13 protein-coding genes are annotated in these 20,548 nt (G+C 69.6%); 10 read left to right on the top strand and 3 right to left on the bottom strand.

All coding sequences use genetic code 11. The features are described from left to right. The first annotated feature begins 223 nt into the window (after positions 1 to 223). On the top strand, positions 224 to 514 hold the full coding sequence (locus ACF8LI_RS10505) for a hypothetical protein (RefSeq protein ID WP_016446216.1): 291 nt from the start codon (positions 224 to 226) through the stop codon (positions 512 to 514). A gap of 45 nt (positions 515 to 559) precedes the next feature. Here ACF8LI_RS10505 and ACF8LI_RS10500 read toward each other — a convergent pair whose 3' ends face one another. Further along, positions 560 to 1,282 carry an alanyl-tRNA editing protein gene (locus ACF8LI_RS10500; RefSeq protein ID WP_016451616.1) on the bottom strand — a complete coding sequence of 241 codons (723 nt, stop codon included), beginning with the start codon at positions 1,280 to 1,282 and terminating at the stop codon, positions 560 to 562. A 398-nt stretch (positions 1,283 to 1,680) separates the two neighbouring features. Here ACF8LI_RS10500 and ACF8LI_RS10495 point away from each other — a divergent pair, with 398 nt between their 5' ends. From ACF8LI_RS10495 to ACF8LI_RS10460, 8 genes are all read left to right on the top strand, one after another. Further along, the gene (locus ACF8LI_RS10495; RefSeq protein ID WP_392412599.1) at positions 1,681 to 4,623 is read left to right on the top strand and encodes a DUF4132 domain-containing protein; all 2,943 of its coding nucleotides are present in this window, start codon (positions 1,681 to 1,683) and stop codon (positions 4,621 to 4,623) included. Between the two features lie 76 nt (positions 4,624 to 4,699). Then, positions 4,700 to 7,681: a DUF4132 domain-containing protein gene (locus ACF8LI_RS10490; RefSeq protein WP_392412597.1), complete on the top strand. Its 2,982-nt coding sequence runs from the start codon at positions 4,700 to 4,702 to the stop codon at positions 7,679 to 7,681. A gap of 23 nt (positions 7,682 to 7,704) precedes the next feature. Beyond that, complete coding sequence (locus ACF8LI_RS10485; RefSeq protein WP_392412595.1) at positions 7,705 to 10,632, top strand: DUF4132 domain-containing protein; 2,928 nt, start codon at positions 7,705 to 7,707, stop codon at positions 10,630 to 10,632. Next, positions 10,632 to 11,756 (top strand): AAA family ATPase, encoded by a 1,125-nt coding sequence (locus tag ACF8LI_RS10480; RefSeq protein ID WP_046241649.1) that lies wholly within the window; start codon positions 10,632 to 10,634, stop codon positions 11,754 to 11,756. Before ACF8LI_RS10485 ends, ACF8LI_RS10480 begins: the two co-directional genes overlap by 1 nt. After that, the gene (locus ACF8LI_RS10475; protein ID WP_392412593.1) at positions 11,746 to 14,190 is read left to right on the top strand and encodes a DUF5682 family protein; all 2,445 of its coding nucleotides are present in this window, start codon (positions 11,746 to 11,748) and stop codon (positions 14,188 to 14,190) included. Before ACF8LI_RS10480 ends, ACF8LI_RS10475 begins: the two co-directional genes overlap by 11 nt. 47 nt (positions 14,191 to 14,237) lie before the next feature. Further along, complete coding sequence (locus ACF8LI_RS10470; protein WP_392412591.1) at positions 14,238 to 15,431, top strand: VWA domain-containing protein; 1,194 nt, start codon at positions 14,238 to 14,240, stop codon at positions 15,429 to 15,431. Next, the gene (locus ACF8LI_RS10465; RefSeq protein ID WP_392412590.1) at positions 15,428 to 17,098 is read left to right on the top strand and encodes a hypothetical protein; all 1,671 of its coding nucleotides are present in this window, start codon (positions 15,428 to 15,430) and stop codon (positions 17,096 to 17,098) included. The genes ACF8LI_RS10470 and ACF8LI_RS10465 overlap by 4 nt, the downstream gene beginning before the upstream one ends. Then, positions 17,095 to 17,400, top strand: a complete 306-nt coding sequence (locus ACF8LI_RS10460; protein WP_133072922.1) for a hypothetical protein — start codon at positions 17,095 to 17,097, stop codon at positions 17,398 to 17,400. The genes ACF8LI_RS10465 and ACF8LI_RS10460 overlap by 4 nt, the downstream gene beginning before the upstream one ends. Here the strand turns inward: ACF8LI_RS10460 and ACF8LI_RS10455 are convergent. Continuing rightward, positions 17,385 to 18,212 (bottom strand): oxaloacetate decarboxylase, encoded by an 828-nt coding sequence (locus tag ACF8LI_RS10455; RefSeq protein ID WP_016451625.1) that lies wholly within the window; start codon positions 18,210 to 18,212, stop codon positions 17,385 to 17,387. The two genes, ACF8LI_RS10460 and ACF8LI_RS10455, sit on opposite strands and share 16 nt — an antisense overlap. A gap of 310 nt (positions 18,213 to 18,522) precedes the next feature. Between ACF8LI_RS10455 and ACF8LI_RS10450 the strand changes: the two genes are divergently transcribed. After that, on the top strand, positions 18,523 to 19,584 hold the full coding sequence (locus tag ACF8LI_RS10450; RefSeq protein WP_392412714.1) for a helix-turn-helix domain-containing protein: 1,062 nt from the start codon (positions 18,523 to 18,525) through the stop codon (positions 19,582 to 19,584). Positions 19,585 to 19,761: 177 nt separating this feature from the next. Here ACF8LI_RS10450 and ACF8LI_RS10445 read toward each other — a convergent pair whose 3' ends face one another. Beyond that, positions 19,762 to 20,133, bottom strand: coding sequence for a hypothetical protein (locus ACF8LI_RS10445; RefSeq protein WP_237426641.1), 372 nt, complete (start codon positions 20,131 to 20,133; stop codon positions 19,762 to 19,764). Between the last annotated feature and the right edge of the window lie 415 nt (positions 20,134 to 20,548).

The raw sequence follows: 20,548 nt of genomic DNA, 5'->3' as shown, positions 1-20,548 counted from the left end.
ACAGGATGGGGGAGGGCGGGTTGATTTGAATCAAGTCAAAACAGTTCGAAGACCTGCGCTCCAAGCATGCGGTATGGCGTCACGCCGGCAGGGTATGCGCGGTGGCTGTCGCCGGGAATCACTTGCCGTCCGTCGTCTTTTGGCGACGGGCAACCCCACAGCTCGCATGCCTCTACTCACCTCAGTCACATTTGGGTACGATTGCGGAACATAGAGGGGGTTTATGAGAGTGATGGTTTTCATAGGCGCTGTCATTGGCGCCATCTTTCTGCTGACGGCGTTCTTCGTCGACAGCTCCCAGCAACAGACGGCACTGGCGGGCATGGCCTGTGCCAGCGTCCTCATTCCGTACGTGCTGTTCAGGCTGCACTCGATCGCCGTCGAGCAGGACAAGCTCGATCAGATCCTGCAGCTGATGCGAAAGTCCGGCAGCCAGCCCGAAGGGGTGGCTCCGGGCGGCGAGGGGTCCCGTGAGCCGGGTGGCCCCTCGGCGCCCAGGTCCTGGATGTCCTGAGGCGCGGGGCGGCAGCCAAGGCAGGCCAGGCAGGTCCGGCAGGCCTCAGGCGAACTGCACGACCACGCGCCGGTTCGTGCGGCTTTTCTTCTCGATCTTGGTGACGGCCACCGTGCCGATCTCGGCCGTGCTGCGCACATGCGTGCCGCCGCAGGGCTGGCGGTCCAGGCCGGGGATGTCGATGATGCGGATCGTCGCCGTGCCGCCCGGGGGCGCGGCGCCTGCGGTGCGTACCAGGTCGGGCTGGGCGGCCAATTGCTCGGGCGTGATGCGGTCCACGTTCACGGCATGGCTGGCGGCGATCAGGGCGTTCAGGCGCTCCGTCAGATCGGCCTTGTCCAGCGTGGATTCAGGCAGGTCGAAATCCAGGCGTGCCGAGTCCGGCGAGATGCTGCAGCCCGTCACGGGCACGGGCACCAGCACGCCCAGCAGGTGCAGGCAGGTGTGCAGGCGCATCAGACGGTGGCGCCTGTCCCAGTCGATGGCAACCTGCACGCGCTCGCCGACCTGGGGCGGCGCATCGGTCTGCAGCACATGCAGGATGCGCTGGCGGTCATCGGCATAGACGGTGTCGATGACCGCCAGGCTGCGTCCGTCGGCCAGGATCAGCGTGCCGGTGTCTCCGGCCTGGCCGCCGCTGCGGGCATAGCAGACCGTGGCATCCAGCTCGATGCCTTCGGGGCTGACCGCGATCACGGTGGCTTCGCAGCGGTCCAGGTAGGCGTCGTCGTCAAAGAGCTTGTGCGTCTGGGACAGGGGCATGGGCATGGGCATGGGGTGTCTCCGGGGTCATGTCGCGGTCCATGGTATCGGCGGCATGGCGGGGCCGGGCAGTACGCCTGGGCGAAAAGTCCCCAGTACAGTCCATGGCCCGCAGCGGTGGCAGTCGGCTGCTTGACAGCCTGTCAAGTGCCCGGGTCCGCGACCTGACAAGATCGGCGCCCGCGCCGCGCGCGTGCCGCTGAACAATGGCGCATTCCTTGCCGACGGCGCTACAGATTTTTCCGAAGCTGACGACATACGCAGGGCATGAATCTGTGAGTTTTCCGAGGAACTGTCCGAATGGATCAAGAACCTTTGCGCCCATCCCGTGCAGGCTCCACCCCCGTCTCCATCCCGGCAGGCCCCGGTTTGCGGCTGCCCACATTGTTCATCTCCTCATCTTTATGAGCACTACCGATCTTCACGCAGCTTCCCTGAGCGATCTCTATGACCGGCTGGACGAAGGCCTCAGCGAAGAGGCCTTTGCCGCCGAACTTGATGCCCGGCTTCATGACGGGCGGGCCGATGAGGTGCAGGTTTTCCTGCGTGATTGCGAGGAGCGCTGCCTTTACATGCTGGGGCGCCTGAACAGCAGCGAATCGCCCTGGACACATGACGGTGAGCGCTGGCTGGCCCTGGCACGGCTCACGGTGCCGCGCGGCCATGCGCCGGCAGGGCTCAGCGAGAAGCTGACCAATGCCAAGGTGGCCGCCGAAGTGCGCGTGATGGCCGAGCAATGGCTGGCCCATGCCCGCAGCGCGGATCTGCCGGTCTTCAAAGGCATAGGCATGGTGCTGGGCAACCTGGTGCCCTGGCTCTGCTATCCAGGCATGCCCTACGAGGAAGTGACGGCCACGCTGGACTGGACGCTGGCGCTGCGCAAGGAAGGTGAGTACAAGCCCGACACCGAGTACCACGCGCCCTGGAAGCGGCTGATCGCCCAGCTGAACGATGCCGACCTGCAGCGCTACGCCGCCGTGGGCGGCAAGCTGTTCGCCGACGTGATAGTGCACTACCGCGAAGAGCGCCAACCCAAGCAGCCCAAGGGGCAGGGCTGGAAGTCCTGGATGGGCTTCTTTGCCGCGCATCCCGAGCTGTATGACCAGACCTACATAGGCGATCCGGACCTGATGGAGCAGCGCTGGGCCAGCGCAGATGCCCCACGGCGTGAGGAACTGGCGGGCACCCTGATGGGCCAATTGGGCCATGCCCAGGGCGGGGAGCGTACCCGTGCGCTGCAGCTGCTGGACCGCCTGGTGGCCGAGGATCCCGCGCCCTTTGCCAGGCAGATGCGTGAGAACGGCGGCTATCGGATCAGCCTGGCGCTGGCCATGCATGTCATGAAGCAGGACGATGCCGCCTTGCTGCCCCTGCTGCTGCCGGCCATTGCCCAGCACTGCGACCGCGAGGACGAGCTGCGCCGCTACCGCAGCGCGATCCGCGAACTGGTGACCCGCCGCCCGGCCGATCTGGCCGAGGTGCCTGTCAAGGACCTGGTCAATGTGCTGCCCGCGTTCGACACCGCCAGCCTGAAGGCCACGCTGCCCACCCTGACCCCGCTCATCGCAGGCAGCAGCGCCAAGGGCCTGCGCGCCGCCATGGCCGGTCTGGCCGCCCATATTCCGCTGGCCAGCTTGGTGGATGCCGGCTGGCTGAACAAGCCGCCCAAGAACCTGCTGTTGACCTGCCGCGACGTGCTGCTGGCCCACCCCGACCCCGCCGTCGGTCCCTTGCTGGCGCAGTTGCTGGCCGGCGGCAAGCTGGATGCGGCCTCGGCCAGCAGCGTGCAGCAGCGGCTGAACCAATTGGGCCTGACCGGGCAGGGCGCCTCGGCATCGGAAGAAAGCCAGGCGGATGCCGCATCGCCAGCGTCTGCCGCTGGCGGCGTGGACTTGGAAGCCCAGATCGCCTCCATCAAGCGCCTGAGCGCGGCCATCAAGCCCTTCGACACGCCCGAGCTGCTGGCGCTGTGCGCGCCGCTGTCCGAGCACGCGGCCCGCGTGCTGCTGCATGTGTCCGCCATTGCCGAAGGCGGCCTGCCGCCGCTGGCCGGCGAGCTGCTGGCGCGCATTCCGGCCGACAACCGTGCCCGCCTGGCGCTGGCCCTGGTGCAGCAATGGATTGCTTCCGAGGGCGAACCCAAGCAGCGCTGGGCGCTCAGGCTGCTGCCCGGCCATGCCGATGACCGCGTGGTCGATGCGCTGGTGGCCGCCGTCCAGGCCTGGAACCGCCCGCGCCTGCAGCGCGCGGCCGCCGCTGTCGAGCATCTGGGCGAGGTGGACAGCCTCTACGCTCTGCTGCGCGTGCAGGAGATCTCCGAATCGCGCTCGCTCAAGGATCAGGTGCAGCGCACGGCGCGCAGCGCCCTGCGTGCCGCCGCTGCCCGCCGCAAGATGAGCGTGCCCGAGCTCTTCGACGAGTTGACGCCGGACTTCGGCCTGGGCCAGGGCCTGACGGTCACGGTCGGGCCGCACAGCTACCGCGTGGAGCTGCAGGGCGATCTGAGCCTGCGCGTCATCAACGACAGGAACAAGGCCAGCAAGACCATTCCTGCGGTCAAGGACGAGGCGCTCAAGCCCGAATGGGAGGCCGCCACCGCGCAGCTCAAGACCCTGGCCACCAGCCTCAAGACCGTGGTCAAGCAGCAGGCGCCGCGCATGCTGGCGGCCCTGGTCAGCGGCAAGCGCTGGCCGCTGGATCGCTGGCAGCGGCTGTTCGTGGCCCACCCGCTGCTGCGCATCGTGGGGCGCAGCCTGATCTGGCGCGCAGAGGATGCGCCGGGCCTGGCGCGCACCAGCTTCCGCCTGGCCGAGGATTTCTCGCTGGTCGATGTGGAGGATGAAACCGTGGCCCTGCCGGCAGGCTGCAGCATCAGCCTCTGGCACCCGGCCACGGCCCAGCCCGGCGAGCGCGAGGCCTGGCAGGCCTACATGGCCGACTATGAGCTGGAGCCCCTGGTCGACCAGCTGGGCGCCTGCGCCGAGCAGCCCGCGCCCGGCCAGTTCAAGAACGGCATGCTGCTGCCGCCCGCGCCGATCACGCTGGCGCAGGAGCAGCTCGGCGCCATGCTCAAGAAGTTCGGCTACCGGCCCGGCCCCGTGGGCGATGGCCCCAGCATCAACGAGCATGTGTGGCGCCTGCCCGCGCTGGAGCTGAGCCTGGAGCTGTCGCACGGCTATTTCCCGCCCTACCTGGACCTGGGCCTGCCCGTGGCCGTGGAAGGCCTGCGCGTGCACGACCTGAGCAAGGGTTACGGGGCCAGCGCCGACCCGGCGCGGCTGCCCAAGCCGCTGCTGGCCACGCTGCAAGGCCAGTGGCTGGCCCTGGCGGCCAAGGCGGCTGCCTGAGCCCTTGTCTTTGTGAACCTTTGCTCCCTTGAAACGTTGGCCGGCCGATCGCCCATCACCGAAGACTCCACAGACCATGAGCAACAACGAGACAGCAGCGCTTCCCCTGCAGGCTTTGTACGAACTGCACACGGCCGCGCCGGCCGGGCGCGAGGGCATGCCGGCCTTTGCCGCCGAACTGGCAAAGCGCCTGGCCCAGGGGCGTGATGCCGAGGTGGCGGACTTCCTGCGCGACAGCAGCAGCCTGTGCCAGGAGCGGTTGCGCCAGCTGCCCGGCGAGCATGCGCCCTGGCAGCGTGACCACGCGCTGTGGCTGGCGCTGGCGCGCATCAGCCTTCCGCTGGGACAGTTCTATGGGGGCAACCCGGGCGTGCCCCGGCGCAGTGCCGAGCTGACCGCAGAGCTGACGGCACTGGCCCGCGCCTGGCTGGATGACTGGGGCAGCCGCACCCACCAGCCCTGGAGACTGCGCGATGGCTACGACCTCGTGCTCAGGCAGGTGTTTGGCGTGCTGGGCCATGAAGGCATGTCCAGTGCCGATATCACCGGCCTGCTGCGCTGGGCGCGGGAACTGAGCGCAAAGGCCGGCATTGCGCCCGGCGCGCAGTACTACTGCCAGTGGCAGCACCTGCTGCACCAGCTGCCCGAGCCCGAACTGCTGGCCATGGCCATCGAGGACGGCGGCGGCCAGCTCAGCCGCGACATCGTCCAACGCCAGCTGCCGCTGCAGCGCACGCGGCCTGCAGCGCAGCGCTGGGCGCTGTGGCGGGATTTTTTTGCGCAATTCCCCGCCGTGCTTGACCAGCTGCGCCTGCCCGAGCCCGTGCTGATCGCATCGCGCTGGGAGACGGCCGATGCCGCGCGCCGCGACCTGCTGGCCCAGGACCTGTTCAAGGCCCTGTGCTTTGCCTCGGACGATGACTGGCCGCATGACCGTGCCCTGGTGGAGCGCATGCTGCAGACCGACGCTGCGCCCCTGGCCGCCTGGTTCAAGCAACTGGGCCACCTGGCGATCAATCCCGCCGTGGCGCAGCGGCTGTGGGAAGCCCGGTGGCCGGCCCTGCTGCCGCTGCTATTGCCGGCCTGCGCAGACGGCTGCAAGCACGAATCCGACCGCGCCGGCTACGCCCCGGTGGCCGAAACCTTGCTGGCCGATCGCCCTGGCGACCTGGCCCGGCTGGCCGCCGGCCCACTCACGCACCTGCTGCCCGCGCTGCGCGTGGACACGCTGCAGCGGCTGCTGCCGCAACTGGGCAAGGCCGCCTCCGGCAGTGCCTCCAAGGGTTTGCGTGCGGCGCTGGCACAGGCGCTGTCTGCCTTGCCGGTGGATGCGCCCCAGGCCGCCGGCTGGCTGGCCAAGCCCAACAAGAACCTGGTGCTGGCCTACCGCGATGTGCTGGTGGCCCATCCTGATCCGGCGTCTGGCAGCCTGCTGTCGGCACTGCTGTCGGGTGGATTGCTGGACGTGGCCGAGCAAGGCCCGGTGCAGGCGCGACTGAAGGATCTGGGTGCCGCAGCCCCGGTTGCGGACGCAGCCGGGTCACCTGGCGGCGAGGCCGTGCCAGCGGGCAGCGATGCCGGCTCCCTGGCAGCGCTTGAAGCCCAGGCCGCCAGCCTGCAGCGCCTGTCGCCCGCCATTGCCGCGCTGGACCAGCCGGCGCTGCTGGACCTGCTCGCGCCCCTGTCGGCCCAGGCCGCGCGTGCGCTGCTGCACCTGGCGGCCTCCAGCCCGCAGGAGCTGCCTGCGCTGGCCCGCCAACTGCTGGCCCAGGCCGGCGCGGAGAACCGTGCGCGGCTGGCGCTGGCCCTGGTCCAGCACTGGGTGGCTGCCGATGGCGCGCCCGAATCGCGCTGGGTGCTCAAGCTGCTGCCCGGCGCGGCGGACGACCGCATCGTCGATGTGCTGTCCTCGGCCGCCCTGGCCTGGCACAAGACGCGCAAGGAGCGCGCCGTGGTCGCGCTGCAGCAGCTGGGCCGGCTCGACACGGTCTATGCCCTGTCCTGCGTGCAGGCCCTGGCCACCGGCAAGACCCTCAAGCCCAGCGTGCTGGCCGCCGCGCAGGCCGTGCTGGCCGAGGCCGCCACGCGGCGCGGCATGGCGCTGGCCGACCTCGGCGACGAGCTGACCCCGGACTTCGACCTGGGCCGGGGCGTGCAATTGCAGGTGGGCGCGCAGACCTATGATGTGCTGCTGCAGGGCGACCTGTCGCTGCGCCTGCGCACGCCGGCCGGCAAGCTGGTGCGCAGCCTGCCGGCCCTGGACGACGAGGGCCTGCGCACGGAGTGGGATGCGGCCGCCGCGCGGCTCAAGACGCTGTCCAAGGGCATCAAGGCCGTGCTGCAGCAGCAGGCGCCGCGCCTGCAGTCCTGCCTGATGCTGGGCCGGCACTGGCCGCTGGACACCTGGCGCAGCCTCTTCCTGGAACACCCGCTGCTGCGCGTGGTGGCACAGGGCCTGGTCTGGCGGGTGGAGCCCGCGGCCGGCCAGCCGTTCAGCCTGCGCATTGCCGAGGACCTGTCCCTGGTCGATGCCCAGAGCGACGCGGTGCAACTGCCGGCCGAGGGCCGCATCGCCCTGTGGCACCCCGCGCAGGCCACCGAGCAGGAGCGTGCGCAGTGGCGCGAATGCCTGGCCGACTACGGCCTCAAGGCCCTGGTCGAGCAGGTCGATGCGCCCGCCGACCTGCCGCTGGCCAGCCAGTGGCAGCAGGAACTGCTGCAGCCCCTGGCACCGATACGGCTCACGCAGCAGGCGCTGGACGGCCTGGCAGGGCCATGGCGCTTTCATGCCGGCCCCGTGTGCGATGGCCCCGGCATCTACCTGCACCTGCGGGACTTTGCCGTGCAGCGCTGGCGCGTGGAACTGCTGCACAGCGCGGCCATGCCGTACTACGAGCCCGGCCATGAGATCGACATCGAAGGCTTTGCCCTGCGCGACATGGCCGTCGACCGCCTGCTGCCCCCGGCCGAATGGCCGCTGCCGCTGCAGGCATCGCTGTGCGGCATGCTCCAGGCCCTGGCCTCGCGCGCTGCGGGCGCGGCTGCAGCCCAGGTTTGACTCCCTCCATAACCCCTGAATCCATGAACTCTTCGACCCTAGAACACACCGACCAGGCCACGCTGGAGGAACTGAGCGCCTCGCTGCCACCCGCCGAACTGGTCCAGGTGCTGGCCAGCCGCATGCGCGCGGGCCGGCATGACGAAGTGGGCGCCTTCACGCGCAAGGCCTTCGACGACTATTCCAACCCCATCCGCGCCCTGGGCAACTTCGATCTGCCCTGGACCCATGACCATGACCTGTGGCTGGCCTTCGCGCGGCAGACCATCCCCTTCGGGTGCAGGATCGACGGCAGCCTGGACGGCGACATTCCACGCCACAGTCCCGAGCTTGCGGCCGAGTTCGAGCAGATGGCGCGCGCCAGCCTGGCCCGTCCACCTGCGCCGGACGGCGACAACGACTACCGTGAGATCCGCATCCTGGACATGTTCGGCTGGCTCTGGTACCCGGGCATCAGCCGTGAACGGGTGATGCAGCTGCTGGACTGGGCCGCAGAGCTGAACGTCCAGTCCGGTGGCGGGTATGACAGAGCCGACTGGAAGCTGCTGCTGGGCAGCCTGGACGACCAGGACCTGATGGAGCTGGCCGAGCGCGGCGGCGCGCTCTATGCCGACATCCGCGATGTCTACATGACGCGGCACGGCGACGTTCCGCACCCGCAGCGCTGCGCGCCCTGGTACGACTTCTACCGCCGCCATCCCGACTGGTTCGACGACAAGCCCATCAACGAAGACCCGGGCCTGATCGCGCTGCGCTGGGACCTGGGCGCCGATGCCCAGCGGCGCCTGGAACTGGTCAACCTGCTGCTGGGCAGGGCGGACCATGAGCCGGCCGACTACTTCATCCCCATTTTCGACCGCCTGGTGCGGGAGGATTCCGCGCCCTTCGTCGCCTGGATCGAAGGATGGCAGCCCAAGTACCACTTCGATGCGGTGGTCGCCCAGCAGATCTGGAAGGCACGCTACCCGGAGCTTTTGCCCCATCTGCTGCGCTGCATAATGCAGAAATCGCGGATCGAGCCCTTCATCGGCCTGCTCAACCAGATGCTGACCGAGCAGCCCGACTATCTGCGCGAGATTCCTACCGTGCGCCTGGCCCCGCTGCTGGCGCAGCTGGACCCGGCCATGCTGCATGCCCGGCTGCCCCTGCTGGGCGAACTGCTGGCTGCCAGCAGCTCGCGGGCGCTGCGCGAAGCGGTGGCGCGCTTCATGCAAGGGCTGGATGCGCAGGCCGTAGGCGCTGTCTTCGAGTCCAACGCCTGGCTGCAGCGGCGCGAGAAGGCGATGCAGCTGGCCTGCCGCGACATCCTGCTGGTCCACCCCGATCCCGGGGTCGCACCGCTGCTGCAGGCGCTGCTGCGCACGGGCCTGGACCTGGGCTCCGAAAGCATGGTCGAGGGCCGGCTGCTGGCCCTGGGTGTGCCAGTGCCGGGTGCTTTGACCGTGGCGCAGGGGGAGGGGGGCAGGGTGCCGCTTGACGCACTGGAGGCCCGCGTGGCGCGCTTCAAGCGCTTTTCCAGCAGCATCAAGGCCTATGACCAGCCAGAGACCCTGGCCCTGTTCGCGCCGCTGTCCGGGCATGCGGCCCGCATCGTGCTGCATCTGGTGGCCACGGCCGAGGAAGAGCTGCCGCCGCTGGTGGAGCAGTTGCTGGCCCATGTGCCGGCCGAAAGCCGCGCCCAGCTGTCCCTGCACCTGGTCAATGCCTGGGTGGCCCTGGAGGGCGAGCCCAAGGCGCGCTGGGCGCTGCGACTGGCCAACGGCCATGTCGACGACCGCCTGGTGCAGACCCTGGTGGCCGCCGTGAAGGCCTGGGGCTGGAGCAAGAAGCTGCGCGCCATCATCGCCGTGGAGCAGCTCGGTGCGCTGGACACGCTGTACGCGCTGTCCCAGGTCCAGACCCTGTCCACCTCGCGCAAGCTCAAGGACCTGGTGATTGCGGCAGCGCATGACGCGCTGGAGGCAGCCGCCCAGCGGCGCGGCCTGAGCCTGATCGAGCTGTATGACGAGCTGACGCCCGATTTCGGCCTGGGCGGCGAAGGCCTGGTGCTGGACGTGGGCCCGCAGCGCTACCGCCTGCAGCTGCAGGGCGACCTGAGCCTGCGCGTGGTGAGCGACAAGGGCAAGGCCTCCAAGACCCTGCCTGCGCTCAAGGACGAATCGCTGCGCCTTCAGTGGAATGCGGCACAGGCCGAATTCAAGACCGTTGCCGCTGGCGTCAAGGCCATCGCCAGGCAGCAGGCGCCGCGCATGGGTACCGCCTTCATGACGGGACAGCGCTGGTCCGTCCCGCGCTGGCGCCGCCTGTTCCTGCAGCATCCCCTGCTGCGCATCATGGGCCGCACCCTGATCTGGCGGCTGGAGCAGGGCGCCAGCTTTCGCATTGCCGAGGACTTTTCCCTGCTCGATGCCGCAGACGATGCCGTGGAGCTGCCCGACGATGCGCAGGTGCTGCTCTGGCATCCGGTCGATGCCGCAGCGGGCGAGGTTGAGGCCTGGCGCACCTGCCTGGCCGACTACGAGCTGCAGCCGCTGATCGACCAGCTGGGCGCAGGCGCACAACTGCCCGACGCCAGCCAGTGGAAGAACCATGCCCTGCACCCCGCCGGCCCGCTGCAGATACGCCAGGGCGCGCTGTCCGGCCTGCTGGCCAAGTGGAACTACCGCCCCGGCCCCGTGGGGGACGGCCCCGGCATCTACGAGCACAAGCTGGACCTGGCAGGACCGCAGCTGTACATCGAACTCCACCACGGGCGCTACCTGCCGTTCATGGAACTGGACCACCGCGTGGACATCGCCCACGCCGTGGTCTATGACAGCAGCCACCGCGGCGAGGATGGCCGCTGGCCCCGGCTGCAGCCGCAGCAGTGGCCGCGCGCGCTGCAGGCCACGCTGATGGCGCAGTTCGCGGCCATCGCCGCCAAATCGGCCAGCACCAAAGAGAGCGACTGATGGCCACCAAACGCATTGCAGCGCCCACCCCGGAACCTGCCGCCCAGCGGCTGCCGGCCGAGATGGCCCACGCCCAGGAACTTGCGGCCCTGCAGGCCGCCGACCAGGGCCCGCGCCCCGACGGCTGGCGCCTGAGCCCGCGCTCCGTTCGGCGCTTCATCCTGGGCGGCCCGGCCCCGGATGGCGGCGGCCCCGAAATCGCCCGCAAGATCCACGGCAACGATGCCCTGGTCGAGCGCGCCATCGTCACCCTGGCCGGCCAGCGCGGCCTGATGCTGGTGGGCGAGCCGGGCACGGCCAAATCCCTGCTGTCCGAGCTGCTGGCCGCCGCCATCAGCGGCGACAGCAAGCTCACCGTGCAGGGCGGTGCCGGCGTGGTGGAGGAGCAGATCCGCTATGGCTGGAACTACGCCCTGCTGCTGCGCGACGGCCCCGGCCCCGAGGCCCTGGTGCCCGGCCCGCTGCACCGCGCCATGGGCGAAGGGCGGCTGCTGCGCTTCGAGGAGATCACGCGCTGCTCCACCGAAGTGCAGGACTGCATGGTGCCCGTGCTCTCCGACCGGCTGCTGCAGATTCCCGAACTCAAGCACGAGCAGCCCTGGCTGCTGGCACGGCCGGGCTTCAATGTGATTGCCACGGCCAACCTGCGCGATCGCGGCGTCAACGAGATGTCGGCCGCGCTCAAGCGCCGCTTCAACTTCGAGACCATGCGCCCGCTCGAAGGCGTGGCCGCGCAGGCCGCATTGATAGGGCAGGAGGTGGGCCGCGCACTGGCGCAGCAGCGCATCGGCACCACCGTCGCGCCCGATGTGCTGGCCCTGCTGGCCACGGCCTTCCAGGAGCTGCGCAGCGGCAGCGTGGAGGGCACGGCCGTGGAGCGGCCGGGCACCGTGCTGTCCACGGCCGAGGCCATCGACGTGGCCTTCAACGCCGCCTGCCAGTGCTGGTACTTCGGGCAGGAGCGCGTGGGTCCGGCCCACCTGGCGCGCCACCTGCTGGGCACGGTGATCAAGGACGACGACGAGGACCGTCGCCGCTTCGCCGAATACCTGCGCGTGGTGGCACGCCAGCGTGCAGGGCAGCCGGCTTGGCAGGACTTTGTCGCAGGCGGCCGTGAGCACTGACGCTGCCGCGTGGCTGGCGCCGCTGCCGCAGCTGCGCCTGGTGCCCGTGCGCCACCACAGCCCGCGCTGCGCCCATCACCTGCGCGCGCTGATGCGCGAGTTCAAGCCCACCCACGTGCTGATCGAAGGCCCGGGCGAGCTCGATGCCCTGCTGCCTGCGCTGCAGCACGCCCAGGCGCGTCCGCCGCTGGCGGCCTACCTGCATGCGACCGTGGCAGGCGGCGATGGCGCACATGAAACGAATGGCTCGAATGGCGCTTTGGAGGACGACTGGCGCTGCCGCTGCTATGTGCCCTTTGCGGCCTTCTCTCCTGAATGGGTGGCCCTGCGCGAGGCGGTGCGGCTGCGCAGCCATGTGCGCTTCATCGACCTGCCCTATGCGGCGCGGCTGGCCCAGGCCGCGCAGCTGGACTACTTCGCCTGCGCGCCCGAACCCCTGCTGGCCGACGAGCCCTCGCGGCGCGCGCCCGACGTGCTGGCCGGCCTCATCCAGGCCGGCGGCTGCCGCGACTTCGACGAATGGTGGGACCGGCATTACGAATCGGGCAATGAGGACGCCTCGCCCCAGGCGTACTTTGCCGGCGTGCTGGCCTTCAGCCAGCTGCTGCGCGAGCGGGACGAGGCAGCGGGCGGCGCGGGTCCTGATGCCGAAGACAGGGCTCGCGAGGCCCACATGGCCGCCCAGGTCCGCGAGGCCCTGGCCGAAGGCGGGCGCTGCCTGGTGGTCTGCGGCGGCTTTCATGTGGCGGGCATCGTGGCTGGCATCACCGCTGGCCTGTCGGCGCCCGAGCGTCCGGCTGCGGCCGGTCAGCCCATCGATGTGGGCGTGCATCTCATCCCCTACACGCTGCAGCGGCTGGAGCGTGCCAGCGGCTACGCGGCCGGCATGCCCATGCCCGGCTACTACCAGGGCGTTTGGCAGGCGCTGGAGCAGGGCGCCTCGCAACCCGATGCCCAGGCCTGGCCCGAGATGGCGGCACGCACCGTGAACGGCCTGCGTGCCCGGGGCCTGCCCGCCAGCCTGCCCGACGCGGCAGAGGCCGTGCGCCTGGCCCATGGCCTGGCTGCACTGCGCGCCTGCCACGGCGGCCGGGCCGAGCTGCTGGAAGCGCTGGACAGCGCCGTGTTCAAGGAGCATGCCCAGGCCCTGCGTCCGCAGCCTATGGAGCCGCAGGCCGGGCAGCAGACTGGTCAATGGCTGCTGGACGCCGACGACTACGGCCAGCTGCCACCCAACGCGCCGGCCGCCCCGCTGCTGGTCGATGTACAGGCCTTCTGCCTGCGCCACCGCCTGCCCGTGCGGCCTGCCGCACCCGTGCGCAAGGAGCTGGACATCTACCGCAGCGCCCGCCACCGCCGCCTGTCGCAGGGACTGCACCGGCTGCGCTACCTGGGCGTGCCCTATGCGCAATGCCTGGCGGGACCGGACTTTGTGGCGGGCACCGGCCTGGCGCGCGTGCGCGAGGTCTGGACGCTGGGCTGGCAGGTCGAGACCACGGTGGCACTCACCGAGGCCATGCGCCACGGCTCCAGCCTGCAAGAGGCCGCTGTCCACCGCGTGCTGGAGCGGCTGTCGCAGACCGCCGACACCGAGCCGGCGCAGCGCGTGCTGGAAGTGCTGGTCATGGGCCTGGACGGCATTGCCCAGCAGGTGCTGGACACCGTGCAGGCCTGGATGGAGCGCAGCCACGACGCCCTGGCCCTGGCCCGCGCCACCGGCTGCCTGGCCCTGGCCTACGAGGCCCGCCATGCGCTGGGCGGCGTGGGCCTGGCGCGCCTGCTGCCGCTGCTGCGGCGCTGCTTTGCGCAGGCCTGCCTGCGCCTGCCCTGGCTGGGCGAGGGCGTTGCATCCCAGCAGGCACAGGCCCTGGATGCCCTGGCCGATCTGCACGGCATGGTCTGCCGCCACGCGCCCTGGGCCGACGCCGGCCTGTTCCACGATGCCTGTGCCGCCTTGCATGAGGCAGGCGCCGACAGCACGCCCGCGCGCGTGCGCGGCGCCACGGCCGGCATCCTGAGCATGGCCGGCCGCTGGCAGATTGCGCAGACCGATGCCGCCCTGCGCGCCATGCTGGGCCTGGCGCAGGTCGATGCTGCCGCCATGGGCGAGTACCTGCAGGGCTTTGTGCGCGTGGCCAAGGGCTGGCTGCTCAGTCATCCGCCGCTGCTGCGCCTGCTCAGCGACGGCATTGCGCACTGGCCGGAAGACGCCTTCCTGGCCGGCCTGCCGGCCTTGCGGATGGCCTTTGCCCAGCTGACCCGTGCCGAACTGCGGCAGCTGGCCGGGCGGCTGGCCGGTTTGTCGGGCGCGGCCACGCCACCCGGCGCAACCACGCTGGCCTGCGTGCACCTGCCATCGGACGAGGCCCTGGCGCACAGCCGCGCCTTGGCGGCCCAGGTGGGCCGGCTGCTGCAACCTTGGGGACTGTCATGAGCCGGAAAGATCCGCCAATGCACGAACTGCCAATGCACGAGCCGCCAATGCAGGAACAGGCAATCGATGCCGCCACCCTGCGGCGCTGGCGCCTCATCCTCGGGCCCGAGGCGGCCCAGCCCCTGGCTGCGGCGCAGCCGCTCGATGACGCCGATGCGCGCCGCGACGCGGCACTGGACTATCTCTACCAGCGCGAGCACCGCCTGCGCGAGCAGCCCGACGGTGCAGGCACCGACGCCTGGCAGGGCACGGGCGGGCTGTCCGCGCGCCAGGGCGGCAGCGGCGTGCCCGAGCCCCAGGCAGTGCACTGGCTGGGCGAGGTGCGCGACCTGTTCCCGCGCAGCGCCGTGGAAACGCTGCAGCGTGATGCGCTGTCGCGCTACGGGCTGCACGGCCTGCTCGGCGACCCCCAGGTACTGGCCCAGGCCACGCCCAGCATTGAATTGGTGGCCGCGCTGATGGCCGTGCGCGCCAGCCTGCCCGTGCAGGTGCTGGACGAGGCCCGGCGGCTGGTGGCACGCGTGGTGGCGGATCTGCAGGCACGGCTGTCCTCGCGCGTGCACTCGGCCCTGGGGCGGCGGCGCAGGCGCCGCAGCAGCCGTGGCCAGGGGCAGATGAGCGATCTGGACTGGCCGCGCACCCTGCGCCACAACCTGCGCCACTACCAGAGCGAGGAGCAGGTGCTGGTGCTGGAGCGCCTGTTCTTCAGGGAGAACGAGGCGCAGCGCCTGACCTGGGACCTGTGGCTGCTGGTGGACCAGAGCGGCTCCATGTACGAATCCGTCATCCACAGCGCCGTGATGGGCAGCATCTTCGCGCGCGTGCGCGCCCTGCGCACCCATGTGCTGCTGTTCGCCGACGAGGTGGCCGATGTCACCGGCCAGTTGCATGCGCCCGAAGAACTGCTGCTGGGCGCGCAACTGGGCGGAGGCACGAATATCGGTGCCGCCCTGGCGCATGCGGCCGGGCAGCTGGGCGCGCCGCGCCGCAGCGTGGTCGTGCTGATCACCGATCTCTACGAAGGCCATGACGAGGCCCGCGTCATCGCCGAGACCGAGCGGCTGATCGCCAGCGGTGCGCGCGTGCTGGTGCTGGCCGCCCTGGATCGCCGCGCCCATCCCGACTACGACCGGGACCTGGCTGCGCAACTGGTGGAACGCGGTGCGCAGATCGGCGCCATGACGCCCGACCATCTGGTGGACTGGCTGGCCTGTGCCATGCAGGGAGGGCGATCCTCATGATGCAGGAATGGCTGCGCACCCTGGACGATGACGCCATTGCCGACTGGGCCAACAAGGGCCTGCTCAAGCGCGGCGCAAAGGCCCTGGCGACATTGGATGAGGCGGCCTGGGAGCTGGATGCCAGCCATGCCCGGGCCGATATCGAAGGCCATGTCCAGACCCTGACGGGCGCGGGCTTTGCCACGCTGCAATGCAGCTGCCCGGCGTATGGACCCTGCCACCATCTGTGCGCCTTGCTGCTGGGCCTGCGCGCGCGCCTGGCCAGCGGAGGGGCGGCCGATGAGGCAGCACAGGCCCCTATCGCGCCATGGCTGGAGGGCGATGCCGAGGCCGTGGCGCGGGCCTTCGGCAGCGCTGCCCAGCGCAAGGCCCTGCGCTGGATGGCACAGGGTTTCGAGGCCGTGCTGGAAGAGACGCCGGCCGCGCTGGTCGGTGAACTCTCCAATCCCGACGAAGTGACCGTGCGCCTGCCGCGTGCTGGCGGCCTGGCGGCGGCCAGTTGCAACTGCAAGGCCGCCACCTGCGCGCACCGCGCCCTGGTGGCATTGCAGGCCCGGCGCGCAGCGGGCGCACCCATGCCCGAGCTGCCTGCGCATGCGCTGGAAGCCGGCGCACTGCAGCGCCTGGCGCAGGTGAGGCTCTGGCTGACCGGCTGGGTGCTGCAGGGCCGTGCCGGCATGAGCCCGGCCTTCCTCGATCAGGGCGAGGCACTGTCCACCGAACTGCGCCAGGCCGACCTGCCGCGCCCCTCCAGCGTGCTCAACCTGCTGGTGCGCGCCTTGCGCGACGAGCGCGCGGGCCGTGCCGGCGCGGCCGAGCGCGTGGCGCCCCTGCTGGCCGCGCTGTGGATGCTGCTGCGCGGCCTGGCCCAGCAACCCCTGCCTCGGCCCCTGCAGGAGCTGGCTGGCGTGCATAGGCGCAGCTACCGGCGCGTGCAAGGCCTGTGCCTGCATGCCGTGGCGGCCGAGCTGTGGCTGGCGCGCGGAGGGCAGCGCGGTTTTTCGGTGCACTTGCAGGATGCGGCCAGCGGCCGGTTCCTGACCTGGTCGGCATCGCGCGCTGAGGGCTTTGATCCGCAATGGGAGCCTGCCCAGGCGCTGGAATCGGAAACCCTGGGCGGCCTCACGGCAAGGCAGCTGCTGCAAGGTCCTCATGTGCTGGTGGACGGCTGGGTCAGCGACGACGGCCGCCTTTCGGCGCGGGATGCCACCCGGCTGGTGGCGGCCCAGGCGGCCGGCCCCTTGCCGGAGGCCGACGACCCCCAGGTCCTGCTGCGCCGCCATCTGCAGGAGCTGCATGCAGACCCCTGGCGCCAGCAGCCGCCCCTTTGGGCGCGATGGCAGGTGAGCGGCAGCGGCCTGCCGCAGACTGACCTGCTGCTGCAGCGCTGGACGATGGAGCTGCAACCGCAGCTGCCAACCTCCGGCCCCGTCATATGCCTGGCCGGCGATCTGCACGGCATGCAGGGCAGGGCGGGCGAGGCCCTGCGCCGGGAGCTGGCGTGCGGCCGGGTGCTGCAGGAAGTCTTTGGCCGCGTGGAATTCGTGGCCGGGCGATTGCAGATGGCCGTGGCATCGGTGCGCTGGCGGGACAGTACGGACTGGCACCATCCCAGCACGGCCTGGAAGCCGCCGCCAGCGCAGGGCAGCAGGGAGAAGCAGCCATGAGCACGGCACCGAACGAAAACGCCGAGGCGCCGCTGCGCCATTGGCTGGCACAGGGCCAGGTCTGGCTGGCCGATATGCAGGCCGCAGGCCTGGTGGGTGCCGGCGCACCGCTGCTGGCCGCAGGCCGGGCCTGGGCCGATCAGGCCGCACTGCTGGGCTGGTCCGCCCTGGCACGGCAGATGGACGGCGTGCTGGACCCGCAGCTCGCGCCGGTGGAGCGCGCGGCCGCCCTGCTCGATATCGCGGTCTGGGTCATGACCGCGCAGCGGCTGCAGGCCGGTTCGGATCAGTCCTTGCCCTGAAAAAAGCCATTGAGCTCGGCGCCCGGCGTGGCCTGGGCGAACGCGTCGAAGCGCCCCGTCTCGGCAATGGAGCGCGCCGCATGCAGAAAGCCGCCCCAGGCTGCGCGCGCCAGTGCGCCGCCCACGCTGATGCGGCGCACGCCCATGGCCTCGGCATCCTGCAGGCTCCATTCGCTGGCCCCTCCGATCAGCAGATTCACCGGCTTGGGTGCCACGGCCGCCACCACGGCACGGATCTGCTCGGCGCTGCGGATGCCGGGTGCGTACAGGCAGTCCGCGCCGGCCTCGGCATAGGCCTTGAGCCGGGCAATGGTGTCGTCCAGATCGGGCCGGCCCACGAAGAAATTCTCCGCACGCCCGACCAGCAAGGTGCTGCCGCCTGCCTCGTCGATGGCAGCGCGGGCGGCGCGCAGCCGGGCCACGGCGTCCTCGATGCTGCGCAAGGGGTTGGCCGCATCGCCTGTCGAATCCTCGATGGACAGCCCTGCCACGCCGGTGTCCAAGGCCATGCGAACGCTCTCTGCCACCTCCTGCGGACCCAGGCCGAAGCCGCTTTCAAAGTCCGCGTTCACGGGCAGGTCGGTGGCCGCGACCAGGGTGCGCAGATGCGCCAGGGTCATGTCGCGCGAGATGGCGCCATCGGGCCGGCCCAGCGACCATGCATGGCCCGAGCTGGTGCTGGCCAGCGCCTTGAAGCCCAGGCCCTGCAGCATGCGGGCGCTGCCGGCGTCCCATGGATTGGGCAGTACAAAGCAGCCCTGGCGGTGCAGGGCCCGGAAGCTGGCACGTTTTTGTTCGGTGGTAGGGGTCATGGAACACTCCGTTTTGACTCTTGAGAAACTCAAGCATCGATTCTCCAAGGCCTGTGAACGCTATCCACCGCCACAGGCTGAATGGCTGCTGGACCTGCCGAGGCACCAACTTCTGCGCATCTTCATGCATCACTGCCTGGGTTGCATCTTGACGGGCTACCGTTCGTCAGTTTGATTCGCCCCAGCACACATTGCGTTACGATGCCGCGGCTCTCAAATGAAAGCCGTCCTGGGCGAGTGTGTCGCAACGCCTTGGCTGCTATCGGAGGGACGGCTTCACCACGGCATTCTTTTGCCCAGATCATTCGACATGCAGACTCCGACCTCAGCCCTGCCGAGCACCACCTTCACCACCGAGCAGTGCCTGGAGGCGCACAGGTTCGACGCTTGGCGCAGCGGCATCTCTGTACTGTTCGATGTGACCCCGCTGGAACGCGGTACGGTGCGCGGTGGCTTCCACGCCTCGGTAGATGCAGTCCACTTGGGACAATTGCTTTTGGGAGACCTGCGCTTCGGTGCACAGCGCTTCTCGCGCGGACATGCACGCGCGGCCCATGACGGGCTGGACCACTATCTGGTGCAGTGGTACCGGGGAGGCGGCTTCACAGGGCGCTGTGACGATGGTCACGAGCTGACGGTGCAAGCAGGTGATGTGGTCTTCTTCGACATGGCTCGCTGCCAGCATACCGTTGCGGACGACTCCCATGTGCTCTCGTTGATCGTGCCCCGCAGCCTTGGCGACCAGGCAATGGGTGCATCGAGTTCAGGCTTGCACGGAACCGTGTTGACCGGCAGCAGCATCTTCGCCGGGCTATTGGCAGATCATCTTTGCGCTCTGCAGCGACGCCTGCCTTCCATCGGCCTGGAGCAGGCTGACGACATAGTGCATGCCACTACCCAGATGCTGGCGGCCTGCCTGCGCCCCAGTCTACGGACGGTGGCCGAGGCTCGGACTGAATTGCAGGCAGCAATGCTGGACCGTATCAAGCGCCATATCGCACGAAACCTGGCCGCTCCCCTCTCGCCCGAGCTGCTTTGCCGGTGCTTCGGCATCTCACGTCACCGGCTCTACCACCTTTTCGAACCTTTGGGGGGTGTGATGCGCTATGTGCAGCAGCGACGGTTGCAAGAGGCCTTCCATGCCCTGTCAAACCCTGCCTACCGACGCCTGCGTGTCGCCGAGGTGGCCGCACGCCTGGGCTTTGCCAGTGAGGCCCACTTCAGCCGCGCATTCCGGGCCAAATTCGGCCACACACCCAGCGACATACGCGCCATGGCGAATTCCACACGCGCGGCATGCATCAAGCCTCCTTCCGGGACCACTCCCGCCACCGTGGAGTATGCGGACTGGCTGCTGGGGCTCATGGCCTGAGTGCCGGATGGATGGTCTTGCCCCAGGCTGACGCTCGGTCGAAAACGTCAGGGGCTTCTGCATGCAGGATGCTCTGTGTGCAACTGCACCTGGTCTCCCTGGCCTCTGAAAGCCTTTTCATGCTTGCATCAGGAGGAAAGATTTCCGTGTCCCTAGTCTCCAGGGTGGACACCCGGCCTATGCACGAGCAGGTGCACGCAGGCGAACCCTGAAGCCTTCAGCGATGCTGTAGCGAGGGATGCCCTGACCCTCGTACTGCCGCATCAGGCAAAGAAAGCGGTGCTTGAGCTGCATGGCCGCGCTGAACTCTTCCCAGGCGATCAACGCGCAGGGTGAATCACCATAGGTGCTGCAGATTCGTACCTGGCGTCGGTCCGGCTCCATCTGCGCCCAGCCGTCCTCCCGCAGGCTGACGGGGCACACCTGCGGATTGCGCAAATCCAGCAGATCGGTGAGATAGGGCAGCTCCAGGTCGTTGAGCCAGTAGCAGTTGAAGAAGTGGTGCATGACGCCCAGTGCGTCGGGCGAGCCACAGGCTTCGAGATTCATGTGCATGCGTACGTAGGAATCGCAGGGGCGCATGCTTTGCACGCGCAAGCCTCTCAGCCGGATTTCTGCGTTGGTGCTCTCGCAAGAGACGGTGTCCTGCATGCTGTCTGCCGAGGTTGGATGGAACGTTGCTTGCGACTGTAGCCCGCTTGGCTCGGATTTGTCGCACAAATCGCCGCGCCCACGCCCGTAGCCAGCCCGAAGACCACCGCCGCGGCGACGCCCTGCCGGCTGCCGATGTCGTCCCCCTGGGCAGCGTGGGCACCCCGAAGTACCGAGGCAGGCCTCGAACTGGATCGACGGCAAGGACAGGGAGCAATTCCTGATCGAAACAGCCAAAAGTTAGGCAACGGACTGCCGATACACCAAGCAGGCAGGTGCGCGCCAAGTCTAGGCGGCACCTCAAGCCCTTGGG

The sequence above is a fragment of the Delftia sp. WSY_12 genome (assembly GCF_043104645.1).
In the GTDB taxonomy this organism is placed as follows: domain Bacteria; phylum Pseudomonadota; class Gammaproteobacteria; order Burkholderiales; family Burkholderiaceae_C; genus Comamonas; species Comamonas tsuruhatensis.
This window is presented reverse-complemented; position numbering and strand designations above follow the sequence as displayed.